This is a genomic window from Siccirubricoccus phaeus, assembly GCF_008360935.1.
Taxonomy (GTDB): Bacteria; Pseudomonadota; Alphaproteobacteria; order Acetobacterales; family Acetobacteraceae; genus Siccirubricoccus; species Siccirubricoccus phaeus.
The window spans coordinates 39,814-58,118 of sequence record NZ_SRXO01000031.1 but is presented as its reverse complement, the minus strand read 5'-3'; the positions used below and the strand labels follow the sequence as shown (position 1 = coordinate 58,118).

The window sequence follows — 18,305 nt, the reverse complement described above, 5'->3', positions numbered from 1 at the left end:
GCTCCTTCGCCAGTGTATTCGACGCCAGTGTATTCGACTTCGTGGCAAGATCCGCGCCGATGCCGCCGATCACCCGAGCCGCCTCGCGCCTCTCGTCCCGTCCGCTTGCACACCCTGATCCCGCACCTGCGAGCCAGCCCCCTTGCCCACCCGCCGCCCCTACGCGATGAGAAGCGCGCCATGATCCCCACCGCCCCGCGCCCCCGCCTCACCCGCCGCACCCTGCTCGCCGCCACCGGCGCCACCCTCGCCGCGCCCGCCGTGGCGCAAGGCGAATTCCCCAACCGCCCGCTGCGCATGATCATCCCCTTCCCCCCGGGCGGCGGCAGCGACATTCTCGGCCGCCTCCTGGCGCAGCGGATGAGCGAGGCGCTGGGCCACCCGGTGGTGCCGGAGAACCGCGCCGGCGCCGGCGGCAATATCGGCACCGATGCCGCCGCCAAGGCGGCGCCGGACGGCTACACCCTGGTCACCGTGTTCAACACCATCGTGGTGAACCAGTACGTCTTCCGGTCCATGCCCTTCGACCTGAAGCGGGACCTCACGCCGCTCGGCCGCGTCGCCCTGGCGCCGACGCTGATCGCCGGCGGGCCGAAGCTGCGGGCGGCGAACCTGCGGGAGGTGGTGGAGATCACCCGCCGCCAGCCCGGGTTGCTGAACCACGGCACGCCCGGCCTCGGCACCATCACCCATGTCAGCGCCGAGCTGATGGACAGCATGTCCGGCGGCCGCCTGACCCATGTGCATTACCGCGGCACCGGCCCGGCGGTGACGGCGGCCGTCAGCGGCGAGGTGGAGCTGGTCTCGGCGCCGCTCTCGGCGGTGGATGAGCTGATCAAGGGCGGGCGGCTGCGGGCGCTGGGCAACCTCGCCGGCCGGGACAGCCCGCTGATGCCCGGCCTGCCAACCGTGGCGGAGGCCGCCGGCCTGCCCGGCTATGCGGTGGACAATTGGGGCGCGGTGCTGCTGCCCGCCGGCGTCCCGGCGCCGATCATGGCGAAGCTCGCCGCCGCGCTGCGCCAGGCGGTGGATACGCCGGAGGGCAAGGCGGCGCTCGCCGCCCGCGGCATCGAGGCCGCCTGGGCCGACGGCCCCACCGTCTCCCGCATCATCCTGGAGGATGAGGCACGGTGGGAGCCGGTGATCCGCAAGGCCGACATCAAGGTGGAGTAGCGCCGGCCGCGACGCTCACACCACGTCGAGCTCCGCCGCCGGCACGGCCGCCGCCAGCATTTCCGCCACCGCCCGCAGCGCCTCCCCCAGCGCCTCCTGCGAGGGTGCGGCGCCGAGGGAAAGCCGCACCGCATCGGGCGGCGGCACCGCCGGATCGGGCGCGAAGGCATCGCTCGGCACCACGGCGAGGCCGCGTTCCTCCCGCAGCCTTGCCATGAAATCCCGCCGCCCCCAGGGCGCCGGCAGGCGTAGCCAGAGATGCAGCCCCTCCGGTGGCGCCGTCACCAGCGGGGCGGGCAGGATCCCCCGCGCCAGGGCCTGGCGGGCGGCCGCCTCGGCGCGGATGGCGTCGCGCAGCGCGGCGGCGGTGCCGTCCTCCACCCAGCCGGTCACCACGCCGGTGAGCAGCGGGGAGGGCATCAGCACATTGGCCCGCAGCGCCGCGGCCAGCCGCCCGGCTGCCGCCTGGTCCGGTACCGCCACATAGGCCAGGCGCAGCGCCGGGGAGAGCAGTTTTGCCAGGGTCGCCACGTGCCAGGTCAGCTCCGGCGCCAGGCTGGCCAGGGCGGGCAGGGGGTGGGCGGGCAGCAGGCCGTAGGCGTCATCCTCCAGGATCGGCAGCCCGTGCCGGCGGGCGATCGCCGCAATGGCCTGGCGCCGCTCCAGCGGCATGGTGACCGCCATGGGGTTCTGCATGGTCGGGATGCAATAGAGCGCCCGGGGCCGCAGCGTCCGGCAGGCCTCCTCCAGCGCTTCCGGCAGCAGCCCCGCCGCATCGCCCGGCAGGCCGTGCAGGCGGAGGCGAAGCTGGGCGGCGGCGGCGCGCAGCCCGGGATAGGTGAGCTGCTCCGTCAGCACCAGCTCCCCCGGCCCGGCCAGCAGCCCCAGCACCGCCAGCAGGGCCGGCTGGGCGCCGGGCGAGAGCAGCACGCGCTCCGCCGCCAGCCCCGGCAGGCAGGGGGCGAGCCAGGCGGCGCCGGCCGCCCGCTCCGCCGCGGCGCCGGCGCCGCGGCGGTAGGTGAGCAGGGCAGCCGGATCGCCCGCCGCCAGCAGCCGGGCAAGCCCCTGCTGCAGCAGCCCGGGCAGCGTCGGCGGCAAGGGCGGCAGGTTCATGCCGAGATCGACCTTCCCCCCCGCCGAGAGGGCAGGCGCCGGCGCCCCGGCGCGGATGAAGGTGCCGCGGCCGACCACGGCCTCCACCAGCCCGCGCCGCCGTGCCTCCGCATAGGCGCGGGTGATGGTGGTGAGGTCGACGCCGAGCGCCCCGGCGAGGGCGCGGTGGGTGGGCAGGCGGTCGCCGGGCCGCAGCTCGCCGGCGGCGATGGCGGCGGCGATGGCCTCGGCGATGCCGAGGTAGATGGGGCCGGCACCGGCGGCGAGGCGAGGAATCCATACAGGCATCTTGCGCTCGAAACCTACAATCCATATAATCCTAAGCAGGATAGGCGATTGTATGTAGAGCGCCTGGGATTGTATGGCAAGCGGAGACGGGCCATGAGCGGAGAATCCAAGGTCTGGCTGGGCGTGAAGCGGGGCCTCTCCCGGCATTGCCCGAATTGTGGGGAGGGCAAGCTGTTCAGCGCCTTCCTTACCCCGCGCAGCCGCTGCGAGGTCTGCGGCCAGGACAATTCCATCTACCCCTCGGACGACGCGCCGCCCTACCTGACCCTGGTGCTGGTCGGGCACGTCATCCTGCCCTTCATGTTCTGGGCGGACCGGGCGTTCGAGCCGGAGATGTGGGTGCAATTCGCCATCTGGCTGCCGCTGGTCGCGGCAATGACGGTGGGGCTGCTGCCCTTCATGAAGGGGGCGGTGATCGGCTTCGCCTGGGCCAACGGGGTTACCCGGAACTCGGTCGCGGGTCGCTGAGGGGGGCTCCGCCCCCCCGGCCCCCGACAGAGGGCGCTGCCCTCTGCACGCCCGCCGGGGCCAGGACCTGGCCCCGGACCCCGGTCAGAGTCGGCAGGTTGATCCGCAAACTCACGCCCTGCCGGCAACCACCGGCGAGGGCCAGAGCCCATGGTGCAGGGGGGCGAAGCCCCGGCCACACCCTCAGACCGGCGGTTCCACCGCCCCCACCCGCTCCACGATCGGCTTGTACCATTGCGGCCGGCGATGGGCGGCGAAGTTGAAGATCTTCTCCTTCCCCTGGCGGCAGGCGTCGAAATCCACATCGGCGAGGATCAGCTCATCCCCCAGCGTCTTCGCCTGCGTCACCAGCTTGCCGTTGGGATCGACGATGCAGGAGCCGCCGATGAGCCCCGCCCCGTCCTCGACGCCGGCCTTGGCCACCGCCACCGCCCAGCAGGCATTCATATAGGCATTGGCCTGCGCCACCAGCGTGGAGTGGAAGGTGCGGATCTCCAGGTTCTCGCTGTCGCCGCCATTGGGGTCGTAGGCGGCGGAATTGTAGCCCACCATCACCAGCTCCGCCCCCTGCAGCCCCAGCACCCGCCAGCCTTCCGGCCAGCGCCGGTCATTGCAGACCAGCATGCCGAGGATCGGCGAATTCCAGCTCTTCGGCCCGTAGAAGGCGGGGAAGCCGAGATCGCCATATTCGAAGTAGCGCTTCTCGAGCTGCTGGTATTGCTGCTGCGGCCGGAATTCCCGGGAGCCCGGCAGGTGGATCTTGCGATACTTGCCGAGGATGCGGCCATCCGGCCCCACCGTGACGGCGCTGTTGAAGCGTTTGCCTTCCGGCGTCAGCTCGGCATAGCCGATATAGAAGCCGACCCCGAGGGCCTTGGCCTTGTCGAAGAGCGGCCTGGTCTGCGGCCCCGGCAGCTCCCGCTCGAAATAGCCGAGCAGCTCGGGGTCATCCTCGGCGATCCACCAGCGCGGGAAGAAGGTGGTGAAGGCCAGCTCGGGGAAGACCACCAGCTCCGCCCCCTGCTTCGCCGCGCCTTCCAGCAGGGCGATCAGCCGCTCCATCGTATGGGCGCGGCTGTCCGCGCGCTGGATGGGGCCGAGCTGGGCGCCGGCGAGGCGGAGGAGGCGGGTCATGGGTCGAACTCCGAAGCAGGAATGGAGGTGCCGGGGGTGGCCGGCCGGCGCCACCCGGCCCCGGCGCGGCACCCTCCCCGGCGCCGGGGACCGCGCGGCGGAAGGCGGGCGGGCAGGGCGGGACTCCGGCGAGGGCCGCGCCGCGCGGCGGGCCAGGTCCGGCGGAGAGTAGCAGGACGCGCCGGGCTGCCAATCAGGGCGTCCCAGGAAAGCGGCATTCCTGCAGCCCTTCCTTAATCGGGCCTCTGGCATGACCGGGCCTTAACACCCGGTCCGGCACCGGAGACCGTGATGCCCGCCATCTCACCCACAGGGTAGCGCTCCGACGATTCCACCGAAAGCGATCGCGCTCTGGTGTCCTGCCCGCTGCGTTCGCTGGATTTCCAGCGAACGCAGCGGGCAAGCAGGCCACTGAAAACAAAAGCTGGTGGCCCGACAACGAAGTCCGCAGGACTGCGGAATCGGGACGCTAGAGCGGTTTCACGCTGACTGTGCAGCGCGAAACCGCTCTAGCTTATGGCTTGTAGAGCAGATTCACGCCTCCGGGCGATGCCGCCCTCCGGCGATCTGCTCTAGGTGACGCTGAACACCCGCCGCGCCACGCCGAGCGCCGCCTGCGCCGCATCGCTCGCCCGCTCCGCATGCCACACCAGCGCCACGCCGACCGAACCCACCGGCCCCGCCAGCGTCCGGAACGCCACGCCCTGCGGCCGCAGCCGCGCCATGCCGGAGCTCACCAGCGCCACGCCCAGCCCCGCCGCGACGAAGGCAAGCTGCGCCATGGCGGAGCCCACCTCGCGCATCGCCACCGGCTCGAACCCCGCCTCGCGGCAGGCGCTCACCTGGCGGTCGAAATAGGCCGGGCTGATGGAGCGCGGCAGCAGCACCAGCGCCTCCTGCGCCAGCGCGGCCAGCGGCAGCGGCGCCTCGCCGGCCGCCAGCGCATGGTCCTCCGGCAGCGCCGCCACCAGCGCATCCTGGCCCAGCGGCAGCACGCTGAGCGGCGGCCGGTCGCGGTCCAGCCGCGCCAGGGCGAAATCCACCTCGCCGCGGCGCAGCGCCTCCACCGCATCCGCCGTGTCCATCTCCTGCACCGTGATCGCCGAATCCGGCTGCGCCGCGCGCAGCGCGCGGACCAGGGGCGGCAGATAGTCGAACAGCGCGGAGGTGACGCAGGCCAGCACCATCGGCGCGTGCCGCCCGGCGCGCAGCTCCCGGGCCAGCGCCTCCACCTGCTTCGCATCCTCGGCCAGGCGGCGGAGGATGGGCAGCAGCGCCTCGCCCTCCCGCGTCGGCCGGGCGCCCTTGCGGGTGCGTTCCAGCAGGCGGACGCCGAGCTCGGCCTCCAGCGCCTGGATCTGCGCCGTCAGCGGCGGCTGGGAGAGGCCGAGCCGGGCGGCGGCGCGGCCGAAATGCCCTTCCTCCGCCACCGCGAGGAAATGCCCCATGCGGCGGAGGATGCGGAAATCCATGTGCGGCGCCTCCCTGCCCGGCCGAGTCCGGCCGCAGCCTAGCGCCGAACCTGCCCGCCCGTCCCGTCATCCTCCCCCGGGCGCGGCATTCCGCTCCGGCGATGACGGCGATCCGAAAAAACGATCAAAGCCGGCGCTCAATCGGAATGGACGAATGCGCCAAGGCGGGGGAGAAGTGCAGCCCACGGTTTCCAACAGGGGAGAACGCCGGTTCATGCAGCTCCATCCCGTCAAGCTTTACCCGTCCAAGGCCCTGCTGAAGCGGGAGGACCAGCTCGCCTGGAAGATCGCCGGCGTCGCCGCCGACAAGGTGGCGGTGGAAAAGGACGTGCAGGAGATGATCATCAACCGGATCATCGACAACGCCTCCGTCGCCATCGCCGCCATCAACCGCCGCCCCGTCGTCTCCGCCCGCGCCATGGCGCTCGGCCATCCCCGGAAGGGCGGCGCCACCATCTTCGGCCTGCCGGGCGGCAAGACCTTCTCCCCGGAATGGGCGGCCTGGGCGAACGGCACCGCGGTGCGCGAGCTGGACATGCACGACACCTTCCTCGCCGCCGACTATTCCCATCCCGGCGACAACATCCCCCCCATCCTCGCCGTGGCGCAGACCATGGAGAAGAGCGGGCGGGACCTGATCCGCGGCCTCGCCACCGGCTACGAGATCCAGATCGACCTGGTCCGCGCCATCTGCCTGCATGAGCACAAGGTGGATCACATCGCCCATCTCTGCCCCTCGGCGGCGGCCGGCATCGGCACCCTGCTCGGGCTGAAGCAGGAGGTGATCTACCAGGCGGTGCAGCAGGCGCTGCACGTCTCCATCAGCTTCCGCCAGAGCCGGAAGGGCGAGATCTCCTCCTGGAAGGCTTATGCCCCGGCGCATGCCGGCAAGCTGGCGGTCGAGGCCGCCGACCGCGCCATGCGCGGCGAGGGGGCGCCGAGCCCGATCTACGAAGGCGAGGACAGCGTCATCGGCTGGGTGCTCTCCGGCCGCACCATCGCCGACCAGAAGGGCCGCGCCGCCGCCTACGAGCCGGTCTATTACGAGGTGCCGCTGCCGGCGCCGGGCGAGGCGAAGCGCGCCATCCTCGACAGCTACACCAAGGAGCACTCCGCCGAGTACCAGTCCCAGGCGCTGATCGACCTGGCCTTCCGGATGCGGGAGCGGATCACCGATTTCGAGGCGATCGAGAAGATCACCATCCATACCAGCCACCACACGCATTACGTGATCGGCACCGGCGCCAACGACCCGCAGAAGATGGACCCGAAGGCGAGCCGCGAGACGCTCGACCATTCCATCATGTACATCTTCGCCGTCGCCCTGCAGGACGGGCGCTGGCACCATGTGGACAGCTACGCGCCGAAGCGGGCGGCGCGGCCGGACACGGTCGCCCTCTGGCACAAGATCGAGACCACCGAGGATCCGGAATGGACGCGCAAATACCACTCGCGCGACCCGAACGAGCTTTCCTTCGGCGGCCGCGTCGAAATCCTGTTCAAGGACGGCACCCGGCTGGTCGATGAGCTGGGCGTGGCGAATGCCCACCCGAATGGGGCGAAGCCCTTCGGCCGCGACGACTACATCAACAAGTTCCGGATCCTGACGGAGGGCATCGTCTCGACGCGGGAGGCGAATCGCTTCCTCGAGGTGGTGCAGGACCTGCCGCGGCTGAAGGCCGGGGAGCTGACCGAGCTGACCGTCGCCCTGCCGCGGGGCGAGCTGCTGGAAGGCAAGCCCGGCATCTTCTGAGCGCTACCGCCCTGGCGCCCCGCCACCCGCGGCGGGGCGCCCACCGGCCGCGGGAGCCCGGCATCCCCGGCCCAAGAAGAGCAATCCAGTCCCAACTGACGCCGCCTTCGCCCCTCGCGGCCCCGCCGCGGGAGGCTGTGCGAAACCCGGGGAACGACCACATCCCCGAGGGCGCCCCGTAAAGTACCTGATCGGGGCCAGGCGGGATGGCGGCGCCGCATCGCCCAACGACCCAGAGGAGCGAACGCATGAGCGAATCCACCGAACAGCCGACCATCTACAAGGGCCTGGTCGGCGTCTATGCCGATGTCTCCAGCATCTCCAAGGTGATGCCGGAGACCAACAGCCTCACCTATCGCGGCTATGCCGTGCAGGACCTGGCGGAGAACTGTTCCTTCGAGGAGGTCGCCTACCTGCTCTGGGAGGGCGAGCTGCCCAATGCGCAGCAGCTCGAGGCCTTCAAGGCGGAGACGGCGGCGGAGCGGGAGATCAGCCCGGCCCTGCACCGGGTGATCAAGGAATTCCCCGCCGACGCCCACCCGATGGACACCATCCGCACCGCCGTCTCCTTCATGGGGCTGGAGGACCCGGAGACCGGCGACATCTCCGACGCGGCGCAGCGGCGGAAGGCGAAGCGCCTGTTCGCCAAGATCCCGACCGCGATCGGCGCCGCCTACCGCGCCTCCAAGGGGCTGGCGCCCGTGGCGCCGGACCCGAAGCACAGCTTCGCCGAGAACGTCTTCCACCTGGTCCAGGGGCGGGTGCCGGAGAAGGAGGTGCTGAAGGCCTTCGACGTCTCCATGATTCTGTACGCGGAGCACACCTTCAACGCCTCCACCTATACCGCCCGGCTGGTCACCTCCACCCAGGCGGACATGCATGGTGCCATCACCGCCGGCATCGCCGCCCTGAAGGGCCCGCTGCATGGCGGCGCCAATGAGGCGGTGATGCACATGCTGAAGGAGATCGGCGATCCCCAGAAGGCGAAGGACTGGCTGCACGGCAGGTTCGACCACAAGGCGCTGGTCATGGGCTTCGGCCACCGGGTGTACAAATCCGGCGACAGCCGCGTCCCGACGATGACCAAATACGCCGAGAAGATGGCGGAGGTGGTGCAGGACCGGACCTGGATGGAGATCAGCCGGATCCTCGCCGCCGAGATGCTGGAGAAAAAGAAGATCCACCCCAACCTCGATTTCCCGGCGGGCCCCGCCTACCACCTGATGGGGTTCGAGATCCCGCTCTTCACCCCGCTCTTCGTCGCCTCCCGCATCACCGGCTGGTCGGCGCATGTGCTGGAGCAGGGCGCGGACAACCGGCTGATCCGCCCGCTCTCCTGGTACACCGGGGTGGAGCAGCGCCCGGTGCCGCCGATGGCGGCGCGCTAGAGCGGTTTCACGCTGACTGTGCAGCGCGAAACCGCTCTAGCTTATGGATTGTAGAGCAGCTTCACGCCTCCGGGCGATGCCGCCCTCCGGCGATCTGCTCTAGCTCCCCGCGAAGCCGCTGGTCTGGCTTCGCGGGGCCCCCGGGAAGCCATGCTGCCGGGGCTCCGCACAGCCTGAAGCGGCAAAGCCACTTCAGGGCAACGGGCGGCGGGGCGGCCACGCCGCGCCTCCTGCGGCAACGCAGGGCCCTCCCGCAGAGTGCAGACACGGCCGCCGGCGATCCCGGCGGCCGTTATCGTCTCCGCCCTGCGCATCTCCGCTGCGGCGGCGGATGCGGTGCGCGGCGATGCGCTTCCTCCGGCATGCGGCGCAAGGCGAGGCGCGCTGCGCGATCACCTGCGACGGCGCACGCGAAAAATGCGCGCGTACGCACGCAGTTTCTGTTGACACGAAGGAGGCGTGTGCAGATAGCGTGATTCGCGCGCACGACGATGCACGCGATTCGACATGAGGAACTCACTGCCTGTCGCATCGCTCTACGTCAACGGCGTGCCGCAGCAGGGAAGGACGGTCCATGGACCGCGGACAGGATGGGATGACGGCAGGCTCTGGCGCCGCACATCCCGCAAGGCTGCGGGGCGCGCCTTTCGCGCATCGCGGTACGGGCGAGACCGCAGGGATGGCGCCGCCGCAGGCCGCGCGCATCGCTCCGGGGGCGCGGCCTGCACGCGGCTTCAGGACGGCGACCGAGACGGCAAGGCGCGCCACGGGATCCGCACGCTGCCCGCTCCGCACGACCGCCCCCGCTGTCACCCGGGCCTGGCCGGCCGGCTTCCCGCGGAAGCCGGCGCCTGGCGCGGCCCGACCAACACCGGAACGCTGAAGGAGATCCTGACTGTGACCGATACCCCCGAGACGCCGGCGGCCCGCGCCCAGGCGATGGCCGTGTCCACCACCCGCCGCACCGCGAAGAAGCCGGCGACCGCGCGCAGCCGCGTCGCCGCGAAGAAGCCGGCGACGCGCAAGCCCGCCGCGAAGAAGGCGGCGCCGAAGAAGGCCGCCGCCGCGAAGAAGCCGGCGGCGCGCAAGCCGGCGGCGAAGAAGGCCACCACGGCCCGCAAGCCGGCGGCGCGGAAGGCCGCCCCGAAGAAGGCGACCACGGCCCGCAAGCCGGCGGCGCGGAAGGCCGCGCCGAAGAAGGCCGCCACCGCCCGCAAGCCGGCGGCGAAGAAGGCCACCACCGCCAGGAAGCCGGCCGCCCGCAAGGTGGCCGCGCCGAAGAAGGCCGCGCCGAAGAAGCTGACGGCGAAGTCAGCGGCGCCGAAGAAGGCCGCCGCGGCGAAGGCGACCAACCCCTCGCGCTCGGAAGCGGCGAAGAAGGCCGCCGCCACCCGCGCCGCGAAGAAGGCCGCCGCGGCCGCTGCCGCTGAGGCCCCGGCATCCGCGCCGGCCGAGAGCGAGACCCCGACCACCTGACCTCGCTGCTGATCCCGGCGAGAGGGCGCCATTCCGCAAGGGGTGGCGCCCTTTTCGCGACCCGGGGTTCAGTTCGGCACGCCGCCTGCCAGCCAGCGCGCGCCGCGCGCATACAGCGCTTCCACCTCGGGCCCCTGCAGCCCAGGCATGTCGGTCTTCACCGCGTAGCCGATCCGGGTCTGCAGATAGGCCAGGTGGCGGTAGCCGGCGGGGAAGCGCGCCAGCAGCGCCGCGTCCAGCGCCAGCCGCGCCGAAGGGTCCACCGGGTCCATCCGGTCCTTCTCGTAGATCGGCTGGCGCAGCACCACGCCCCACCGGCCCTCTCGCTTCTCCAGGAAGTCGTAGAAGCGGCCGGTGCAGACGGCGTCCACCTCCACCCCCTCCACCAAAGCGCGCTGGCTGATCGTCATCTTGGTCTGGGCGATGGCACGGTGGCCGGCGAGGTCGGCGCTGTGGCCGCCGAGGAAATGCAGGATGGAGACGCCCTTCTCCCACTCGGCGCGGCTGGCGGCGATGAATTCCCGCCAGGGCGCCTGGCACCAGGTGGCCATCATCACGCCATCCTCATGCCAGCAGGTGGCGAAGCGGTCCCAGTCGCCGGCATCCCGCCACACCGCCCAATTCTCCACCAGCGTCCGGATCGCGATCCGGTCCAGCAACGCCTGGTCCATGTCTCCTCCCCTTTTCGTGTGGTCAGCCGAAGGTGGTCAGCAGATCCTCCACCTGCGCGGGGCTGAGTTCGCGCGCGGGCCGGCCGTGCAGCAGCAGCGCCAGCCGCGCCGCCTCCTCCAGCTCCTCCGCCGCATAGACCGCGTCGTCCAGGCTCTTCCCGCTGACCACGGGTCCGTGATTGGCCAGCAGCACCGCGCGCGCCGCGCGCGAAGCCACGGCGATGGCAGGCTCCATCGCCGCGTCGCCGGGGCGGTAATAGGGCACCACCGGCAGGGCGCGGCCGATGCGCATGACGAAATAGGGCGTCAGCGGCGGGATCGGCGCTGCTTCCCCCGGCGCGGCCAGGCAGGCGATGGCGGTGGCATGGGTGGAGTGCAGATGCACCACCGCGCCCGCCTCCGGCCGCGTCGCCAGCATGGCGCGGTGCATGAACACCTCCTTGGAGGGCTTGTCGCCGGCGACATGCCGGTACTCGGCATCCAGCTTGCTGATCCGCGCCGGGTCCAGCCTTCCGAGGCAGGAATTGGTCGGGGTGATGAGGAACCCGTCCTCCAGCCGCGCGCTGATGTTGCCGGCCGAGCCGACGGAATAGCCGCGCTCGAAGAGCGAGCGCCCATGCGCGGCAATCGCCTCGCGCAGCCTTGCCTCCGCGCTCATGCCGGCACTCCTCCCGGCCGATTCAGACCTCCGCGCCCGCCGGCGCTCCGGTCATCGGAACCTTCTCCCGGCCGATTCAGACCTTCGCGCCCTCCGGCGCTCCGGTCATCGGACGGGGCGAAGGCCTTCAGGAAGAAATCGCGGGCGCCGAAATTGCCGCTCTTCAGCGCCAGGTGCAGCCCGACCGGCTCGGCATAGGTCCAGGGCACGCCGGGGTCGATCTCCGGGCCGATGCGCAGCGCGGTGACGCCGAGGCGGGAGACCACGGCGCCCGAGGTCTCGCCGCCCGCCACCACCAGCCGCGTCACGCCGCGCGCCACCAGCCCTTCGGCGATGGTGGAGAGGGCATGTTCCACCAGCGCGCCGGCGGCGTCCCGCCCCAGCCGCGCCTGCAGCGCCGCCACGCGTTCCGGCACCGCGCTGGCGGCAATCACCACCGGCCGGTCGCCGAGCTTGCCCTCGGCCCAGGCGAAGGCCTGCGCCGCCAGCGCCGAGGCATCCGGCGTCGCCAGCACGTCGAGCTCCAGCGTCGGCGCATGGTCGCGCGCGAAGCCGATCTGCCCGAGGGTGGCACGGGAGCAGGAGCCGGCGAGCACCGCCGCGGCGCCGCGCATGGGCGGCAGGGCGCTGGCCGCCGCGCCGCGCGCCGGCAGCAACCCCTTGGCGCGGAAATTCGCCGGCAGCCCCATGGCGACGCCGGAACCGCCGGTGATCAGCGCATGCTCCGCCGCCGCCTCGCCGATCGCCAGCAGATGCGCATCCGTGACGGCATCGATGATGGCGTAGCGGCGGCCGCTTTCCTTCAGCACCGTCATCGCCTTCCGGATGGCGGCGGCGCCCTGCGCCACCGTGGCGAAGGGGATGAGGCCGACGGCGCCATCCGTCTGCCGCCCCAGCACGCGGACCAAATTGGCGTCGCGCATCGGCGTCAGCGGGTGGTTCTCCATGCCGCTCTCGTTCAGCAGCACCTGGCCGACGAAGAGATGGCCCTGATAGACGGTGCGGCCATTGGTCGGGAAGGCGGGGTTGGCCAGGGCGAAGCCGCAGCCGAGGCGCTTCACCAGCGCATCCGCCACCGGGCCGATATTGCCGGTCTCCGTGCTGTCGAAGGTGGAGCAGTATTTGAAGAAGATCTGCTGCGCGCCGGCCGTCAGCAGCGCCTCGCAGGCGGCGAGGCTTTCCGCCACCGCCTCCCGCACCGGGGCGGTGCGGGATTTGAGGGCGATGATGACGGCATCCGCCTCCGGCAGCTCGCCGCCGGGGACGCCGATGACCTGCACGGCGGACATGCCGCCCTTGACCAGGGTGTTCGCCAGGTCGGTGGCGCCGGTGAAGTCATCGGCGATGCAGCCGAGCAGGGGCATGGGAGGTTCTTCCGCAAATTGGGGCCGGACGGCACGGATATGCCCCGGCGTTTCGGGCGATGCTATGGCCTTCGCCGGCGCGCGGGGAAGGCCGGAGGCAAAGCGGGCCGCGCTTTCAGAGCGGCGTGCCGTCCTTCCGGCTGTAGCGCCACTTGCCGTCGGGACCGAGCATCGCCGCCAGGTCGTCATCCGGATAGACCACGCTGTCGCCGGGAGAGCGGTCGCCGATTTCGAGATAGAGCACATCCTCGGCGTTGCGGTTCTCCAGCCGGTGCGCATCGCCGGTGCCGGCGCGGAAGCCGGCGCACATGCCGGGCGCCAGCGGCGTCTCCCCCGCATCGGTCAGCAGCACGGGATGGCCCTGCAGGACGTAGACGAACTCATCCTGCGCGCCATGCGCGTGGCGCAGCGCGGAGGCGGCGCCGGGCGGCAGGCGGGTGAGGTTCACGCCGAAATTCCGCAGGCCGAAGCGGTCGCCCAGCACCCGCTTCTCCCGCCCGCCGATCTTCGCGGCGAGGTCCGGCGGGTAGGAACTGGCCTGGGCACGGGGCGGCACCTCCAGCGCGGTCAGGGCGATGGGGTATTCGGCCATTGCGGACTCTCCTTCAGGGCGGCGGCTCGGAGGGCCGGGTGACGAGGAAGCCGCCCACCGCCAGCAGGCAGGCGCCGGCGATGGCGGAGGCGGTCCAGTGGCGGAAGATGAGCGTCATCGCCACCCAGCTCACCGTCATGACGGAGAGCGCGGCGCGCTTGCCGCGGCGGCTGATGACGCCATGGGCTCGCCAGGCGCGCAGCGGCGGGCCGAAGCGGGGGTGGTTCAGCAGCCTGGCCTGCAGGGTGGGGGAGGCGCGGCCGAAGGCCCAGGCGGCGATGATGAGGAAGATGGTGGTGGGCATCACCGGCAGCACCGCGCCGATGGCGGCCAGCACCAGGCACAGATAGCCCAGCCCGAGCAGCGCCAGGCGCTGCGGGCGGCGGAGGGGTGGGGCTGCTGTCTCCTCGCCATCTGGCATGGGGGCGAGCCTACACGGCTGCGGGGGCGGCGCCAGGGTGGGTGCTGCGGGCCTGCCATGCCGGATGGGAGCGAAAAAGGCCGCCCTCGCGGCCGGGCGCGGACGTAACCAGCCCGCCCGCCCCACCTCGGCGCCCCACCTCAGCGCCCCGGCGGCACCGCCAGCAGGTCCCGGTGGCCGATCCGCAGCGACAGAAGCCGCATGGCAATCTGGTTCAGCCGCACATCCGTCCAGTCGCCGATCGCCGCCGCGCCGCGCCTCTCCTGCCGCCGCGCCGCCAGGGCATGGCCCAGTACCAGCTCCGTCAGGAAGGGATGCGGCGGGATGTCCATCGGCTGTGGCCCGCGCGCCCGCACCTGCCAGTCGCTGGCGCCGCGATGCAGGGTGAAGCCACGCGCCCCGAACGCCGCCGCGATCGCCGCCGGCGCCCGGGCGCCGAGCGCCGGCCCGCCGAACCCCTTCTCCCGCCCCTGGTCGCGGCGGAAGGCGGAAAGCACCAGCGCATCGGCCGGGTGCGGCGGCGAGAACACCTCCCGCCCATCGACGCAGAGCGAGGCATAGAAGGGCAGGCGCAACGCCGCCGCCATCCGCTCCACCCAGGCGGCGGAGACCAGGTCGCACAGCGCCGAGCTCACCACCGCGTCATGGCTGGCCAGGGGCAGCACAAGCGGCGCCTCCGCCAGGTCGGCGGCCAGCGCCTCCACCCGCCAGGCGCCCCCCGGGGCATGCACCAGCAGCGTCTTGCGGTTGGGGAAGGTGATCTTCAGCCCCACCTGCTCCGCCCGGTCGGCGATGGTCTCGAAGGCCGCCTCCAGCATCGCCTTGTCCCGGTCCACCAGCGTCCAGGCCTGGGCGCGGCCGATGCGCGGCGCCAGCCAGCGGAACAGGCTGCCGGTGCCGGCGCCGAGATCCAGCAGCCGCGGCCGCGCCGGCAGCAGGGCCAGCAGATGCGCCGCCACCGCCTCGGACCGTGCCAGCGCGTCATGCGGCTCCCGCAGCTCCAGCCAGCCCGGCTCGAAGCCCTCGCTCATGCCTGGGCCGCCTGGCGCAGTTCCACCAGCAGGGCCTCGGCGCGGTCGGTCCAGCGCGGCAGGCGCTGGCCCGCCTGCCAGGCGGCCTCCGCCATCTCGGCGCGCAGCGCATGGTCGAACAGGCAGCGCCGCAGCGCCTTGGTGAGCGAGACCAGATCTCCCGGCGGGCAGACCACCCCGGCCTCCACCGGCACGATCTCGGCAATGGCGCCGCCGGCGGTGACGGCGACGGGCAGGCCGCGCGCCAGGGCCTCGGCCGCCGCCATGCCGTAGCCTTCCCAGTACGTCGCCAGGGCGAAGAGATCGGCGCCGGCATAGAGCGCCTCCAGCGCCACCCCATCCACCTCCCCGGCGAAGGTCACGCGCTGGGCGATGCCCAGCTCCTCCGCCAGGGCACGCAAGCCGTGCGCATGCACCTTGTCCCGCACCGCGCCGACGACGGTGAGGCGCCACTCCAGATCCGGCAGCCGGGCGAGCGCCTGCAGCAGCAGGTCATGCCCTTTGCGCGGCGTCAGCGCCCCGACCGAGAGGATCGCCACCCCCGGCCCGCCCGAGCCCCTGGCGCGCGGCGCCGGATCGGTCCCCGGCTCCACCACCCCGATCCGTGCCTTGTCCACGCCGAAATCCGCGGCCAGGCGCTGGGCGGTGAGGGGGGAGGTGGCGATCAGCCGGGCGAGGCGGGGGAAGAGCGCCGCCTCCATCTCCCGCAGCGCCGCGCGATCGGTCTCTGGCGCGCCATGCTCCAGCGCCGTCGGGTGGTGGATCAGCGCCATGGCGCGGCGGGCTTCCAGCTCTGCGGCGAAGGGCGCGAAACCGGGCAGGCCGAGCCCGTCGATGAGCAGGCGCGTCCCCTCCGGCAGGTTGTCCAGCGCCGCCCTGGCCGCCGCGGTGGCGGCTTCGTCCGGCAGCGGGTGGCGGCCGGCGAGTTCCACCACCCGCACCTCCTGCCCCAGCGCCGTCAGCCCCTGCACCATGCGGCGGTCATAGATGTAGCCGCCGGAAACCATGTCGAAGGGCCCCGGCACCAGCAGGGCGAGGCTCATGCGATCGGCCCCTCATAGGCCGCCCAGGCATTCGGGCTCTCCCGCAGCAGCACTTTCAGCGCGGTGACGTTGCCGCTCTGCGCCCCCAGCCGCCCTGCCTTCAGCGCCGCGGCCAGCAGCCCGTGGATATGCTGGCAGAGATATTCCGTCGTGGTGTTGAGGCCGGCGAATTGCGGCTCGCCGTCCAGATTGCGGTAGTCCAGCGTGTCCAGCGCCCGGCGCAGCTCCTGCTTCGCCAGGCCGATATCCACCAGCAGATGCAGCGCATCGAGTTGCGGCGCGCGGAATTCCGCCTCCACCGCGAAGGTGGCGCCGTGCAGCCTTTGCGCCGGGCCGAATTCGGCGCCGCGGAAGCTGTGGGCGATCATGATGTGGTCGCAGACGGTCAGGCTGAACATGCGGACGCACTCTGTATTATATGTAGGTGACAAGCGGGCAGGGGGCGCCGCCCCCATCCAGCAGCGCCGGCAGCGCCGCCGGCAGCGCGGCGAAGCGCGTGGGCGGGGCGAGTAGCGCATCGAGGCGGGCATCGTCGAGCAGGGCAAGGGCCAGCGCCAGCCGCTCCGCATGGCTCCGCCGGCCGCGCAGGGCAGGGGAGACGGCGCCGACCTGCGAGGAGAGCAGCGCAAGCCGCTTCGCATGGAAGGCCTCGCCCAGCGGCAGCGTCACGGCGCGGTCGCCATGCCAGCTCGCTTCCAGGATGCGCGCCTCGAAGCCGGCGCGGTCGAGGGCGAGGCGGAGCCCCGCCTCGCTGGCGCTGGCGTGGAGGATGAGTTCCTGCTCGCCCGGCACCTCCTCCGGCGGCAGGAAGCGGGCCCCGAGCGCCTCGGCCAGCGCCGTGCGGCCGGGGTCGATATCGGTGACGATGAGCGCGAGGCCCGGGATGCGGGCCAGCAGCGCGGCGGCCAGCAGCCCCACCACGCCGGCGCCGATGACGAGGGTCCGCTCCCCCGGCAGCGGCCGGGCATCCCAGATCAGGTTCAGCGCGGTTTCCATATTGGCCGCCAGCACGGCGCGATGGTCCGGCACCGCATCGGGCACCTTGATGCACATCGCGGCCGGCGCCAGGAACAGGTCCTGGTGCGGATGCAGGCAGAAGATGCGGCGGCCGAGCAATTCGGGCGGCCCGGCCTCCACCCGCCCGACCACCGCATAGCCGTACTTCACCGGAAAGGGGAAATCGCCCGCCATCAGCGGGGCGCGCATCGCCGCCCATTGGCTGCGTGGCACGCGGCCGGCACCGACCAGCCTTTCCGTCCCGCGGGAAATCCCGCTGGTCAGGCTCCGCACCAGCGCCTGGCCCGGCGCGCAGGGCGGCAGCGCCTCCTCGCGCAATTCGGCCCGGCCGGGGGCGGTGTACCACAGGGCGGTGGCGGTGCCGCTCACCGGCAGATTTCGGGCCGGGCGCGGTGCAGCGGAATGTCGAACAGCACATCCTCCTCCAGCTTATGCACCTCCCAGGCGAAGCGCAGCCCATCGGCGATGCGCGCTGCCTCCGGCAGGGTGAAGGCGGGAATGCCGGAGCCGAGCAGCACCGGCGCCACCGTCACATGCAGTCGGTCCAGGCAGCCCGCGGCGAGGAAGCGGGAGACGGTGACGCCCCCGCCCTCGACGAAGAGCCGCGTCAGCCCGCGCGCCGCCAGCGCCGCCAGGATGGCGGGGATGGCAAGCCCGCCCTGCTTCCCGCGCGGCAGGCGCAGCACCTCCGCCCGGCCGCAACGATCGGGGCCGGGGGCGTCCTCGGCGGCCAGCAGCAGGGTCGGCGGCCCCTCCCGGAACACGCCGTAATCGGGCGAGAGGCGGCGATTGGTGTCCAGGATGACGCGCAGCGGGTGCGGCCCGGGGCAAAGCCTGGTGGTCAGCCGCGGATCATCCTGCCGCACCGTCCCGGCCCCGACCAGCACCGCATGGCACAGGGCCCGCAGCCGGTGGGTGTGCAGCAGGTCGCCGCGCCCGCCGATCCATTGCGAGGAACCGGAGACGGTGGCGATGCGGCCATCCAGCGTCTGGGCCAGGCGGCCGACGACCCGGCAGCCATCGGGCGCCTCCGGCGGCGCCAGCACCGGGCCGAACAGCGCGGCGAGCGGCCCGGGCGGCAACGGCCCTGGCGCATCGCGCCGCGCCAGCAGGACGGACCAGTCATCGGAAGCGCCGGGGACGGACATGCGGCGCCGACCATGCCGGAAGCCGGGCCGGGGCGGGAGGGGAAGAATCGGGCGGTGCCCCAAACCCCGGTAGGGCGCGCCGCCCATTGGCGGCA

18 protein-coding genes are annotated in these 18,305 nt (G+C 72.4%); 4 read left to right on the top strand and 14 right to left on the bottom strand.

Features of this window, described 5'->3' with window-relative positions; genetic code table 11:
- The first annotated feature begins 180 nt into the window (after positions 1 to 180).
- The gene (locus E5N76_RS27365; RefSeq protein ID WP_149541155.1) at positions 181 to 1,173 is read left to right on the top strand and encodes a Bug family tripartite tricarboxylate transporter substrate binding protein; all 993 of its coding nucleotides are present in this window, start codon (positions 181 to 183) and stop codon (positions 1,171 to 1,173) included.
- Positions 1,174 to 1,188: 15 nt separating this feature from the next.
- Here the strand turns inward: E5N76_RS27365 and E5N76_RS27360 are convergent, their stop codons facing one another.
- Complete coding sequence (locus E5N76_RS27360) at positions 1,189 to 2,574, bottom strand: aminotransferase-like domain-containing protein (protein WP_149541154.1); 1,386 nt, start codon at positions 2,572 to 2,574, stop codon at positions 1,189 to 1,191.
- Between the two features lie 93 nt (positions 2,575 to 2,667).
- Here E5N76_RS27360 and E5N76_RS27355 point away from each other — a divergent pair, with 93 nt between their 5' ends.
- Positions 2,668 to 3,042, top strand: coding sequence for a DUF983 domain-containing protein (locus tag E5N76_RS27355; protein ID WP_149541153.1), 375 nt, complete (start codon positions 2,668 to 2,670; stop codon positions 3,040 to 3,042).
- Positions 3,043 to 3,225: 183 nt separating this feature from the next.
- Here E5N76_RS27355 and E5N76_RS27350 read toward each other — a convergent pair whose 3' ends face one another.
- Entirely contained in the window at positions 3,226 to 4,176 is a 951-nt protein-coding gene (locus E5N76_RS27350; protein WP_149541152.1) for an N-carbamoyl-D-amino-acid hydrolase, read from the bottom strand.
- Between the two features lie 572 nt (positions 4,177 to 4,748).
- Entirely contained in the window at positions 4,749 to 5,648 is a 900-nt protein-coding gene (locus E5N76_RS27345; RefSeq protein ID WP_149541151.1) for a LysR family transcriptional regulator, read from the bottom strand.
- Positions 5,649 to 5,862: 214 nt separating this feature from the next.
- Between E5N76_RS27345 and E5N76_RS27340 the strand changes: the two genes are divergently transcribed.
- Together E5N76_RS27340 and E5N76_RS27335 are read left to right on the top strand one after the other, a co-directional pair.
- On the top strand, positions 5,863 to 7,401 hold the full coding sequence (locus tag E5N76_RS27340; protein WP_149541150.1) for an MmgE/PrpD family protein: 1,539 nt from the start codon (positions 5,863 to 5,865) through the stop codon (positions 7,399 to 7,401).
- A 248-nt stretch (positions 7,402 to 7,649) separates the two neighbouring features.
- Positions 7,650 to 8,789: a bifunctional 2-methylcitrate synthase/citrate synthase gene (locus E5N76_RS27335; RefSeq protein WP_149541149.1), complete on the top strand. Its 1,140-nt coding sequence runs from the start codon at positions 7,650 to 7,652 to the stop codon at positions 8,787 to 8,789.
- Positions 8,790 to 9,598: 809 nt separating this feature from the next.
- Here E5N76_RS27335 and E5N76_RS29905 read toward each other — a convergent pair.
- From E5N76_RS29905 to E5N76_RS27280, 11 genes are all read right to left on the bottom strand, one after another.
- Positions 9,599 to 10,261: a hypothetical protein gene (locus E5N76_RS29905; protein WP_187830445.1), complete on the bottom strand. Its 663-nt coding sequence runs from the start codon at positions 10,259 to 10,261 to the stop codon at positions 9,599 to 9,601.
- Between the two features lie 72 nt (positions 10,262 to 10,333).
- Positions 10,334 to 10,936 carry a nuclear transport factor 2 family protein gene (locus E5N76_RS27325; protein WP_149541148.1) on the bottom strand — a complete coding sequence of 201 codons (603 nt, stop codon included), beginning with the start codon at positions 10,934 to 10,936 and terminating at the stop codon, positions 10,334 to 10,336.
- A 22-nt stretch (positions 10,937 to 10,958) separates the two neighbouring features.
- Positions 10,959 to 11,594 (bottom strand): 3-oxo-tetronate 4-phosphate decarboxylase, encoded by a 636-nt coding sequence (gene otnC, locus E5N76_RS27320; RefSeq protein WP_149541147.1) that lies wholly within the window; start codon positions 11,592 to 11,594, stop codon positions 10,959 to 10,961.
- Positions 11,591 to 12,958, bottom strand: a complete 1,368-nt coding sequence (gene otnK, locus E5N76_RS27315; protein WP_149541146.1) for a 3-oxo-tetronate kinase — start codon at positions 12,956 to 12,958, stop codon at positions 11,591 to 11,593. The genes otnC and otnK overlap by 4 nt, the downstream gene beginning before the upstream one ends.
- A gap of 115 nt (positions 12,959 to 13,073) precedes the next feature.
- Complete coding sequence (locus E5N76_RS27310) at positions 13,074 to 13,550, bottom strand: cupin domain-containing protein (protein ID WP_149541145.1); 477 nt, start codon at positions 13,548 to 13,550, stop codon at positions 13,074 to 13,076.
- 13 nt (positions 13,551 to 13,563) lie between these two features.
- Positions 13,564 to 13,971: a YbaN family protein gene (locus E5N76_RS27305; protein WP_149541144.1), complete on the bottom strand. Its 408-nt coding sequence runs from the start codon at positions 13,969 to 13,971 to the stop codon at positions 13,564 to 13,566.
- A gap of 140 nt (positions 13,972 to 14,111) precedes the next feature.
- Complete coding sequence (locus tag E5N76_RS27300; RefSeq protein ID WP_149541143.1) at positions 14,112 to 15,002, bottom strand: class I SAM-dependent methyltransferase; 891 nt, start codon at positions 15,000 to 15,002, stop codon at positions 14,112 to 14,114.
- Complete coding sequence (locus tag E5N76_RS27295) at positions 14,999 to 16,045, bottom strand: glycosyltransferase family 4 protein (RefSeq protein WP_149541142.1); 1,047 nt, start codon at positions 16,043 to 16,045, stop codon at positions 14,999 to 15,001. The genes E5N76_RS27300 and E5N76_RS27295 overlap by 4 nt, the downstream gene beginning before the upstream one ends.
- Positions 16,042 to 16,443 (bottom strand): 6-pyruvoyl trahydropterin synthase family protein, encoded by a 402-nt coding sequence (locus E5N76_RS27290; RefSeq protein ID WP_149541141.1) that lies wholly within the window; start codon positions 16,441 to 16,443, stop codon positions 16,042 to 16,044. The genes E5N76_RS27295 and E5N76_RS27290 overlap by 4 nt, the downstream gene beginning before the upstream one ends.
- Positions 16,444 to 16,459: 16 nt before the next feature.
- On the bottom strand, positions 16,460 to 17,431 hold the full coding sequence (locus E5N76_RS27285) for a zinc-dependent alcohol dehydrogenase (protein ID WP_149541140.1): 972 nt from the start codon (positions 17,429 to 17,431) through the stop codon (positions 16,460 to 16,462).
- Positions 17,428 to 18,210 carry a RibD family protein gene (locus tag E5N76_RS27280; protein ID WP_149541139.1) on the bottom strand — a complete coding sequence of 261 codons (783 nt, stop codon included), beginning with the start codon at positions 18,208 to 18,210 and terminating at the stop codon, positions 17,428 to 17,430. The genes E5N76_RS27285 and E5N76_RS27280 overlap by 4 nt, the downstream gene beginning before the upstream one ends.
- Positions 18,211 to 18,305: the final 95 nt, after the last annotated feature.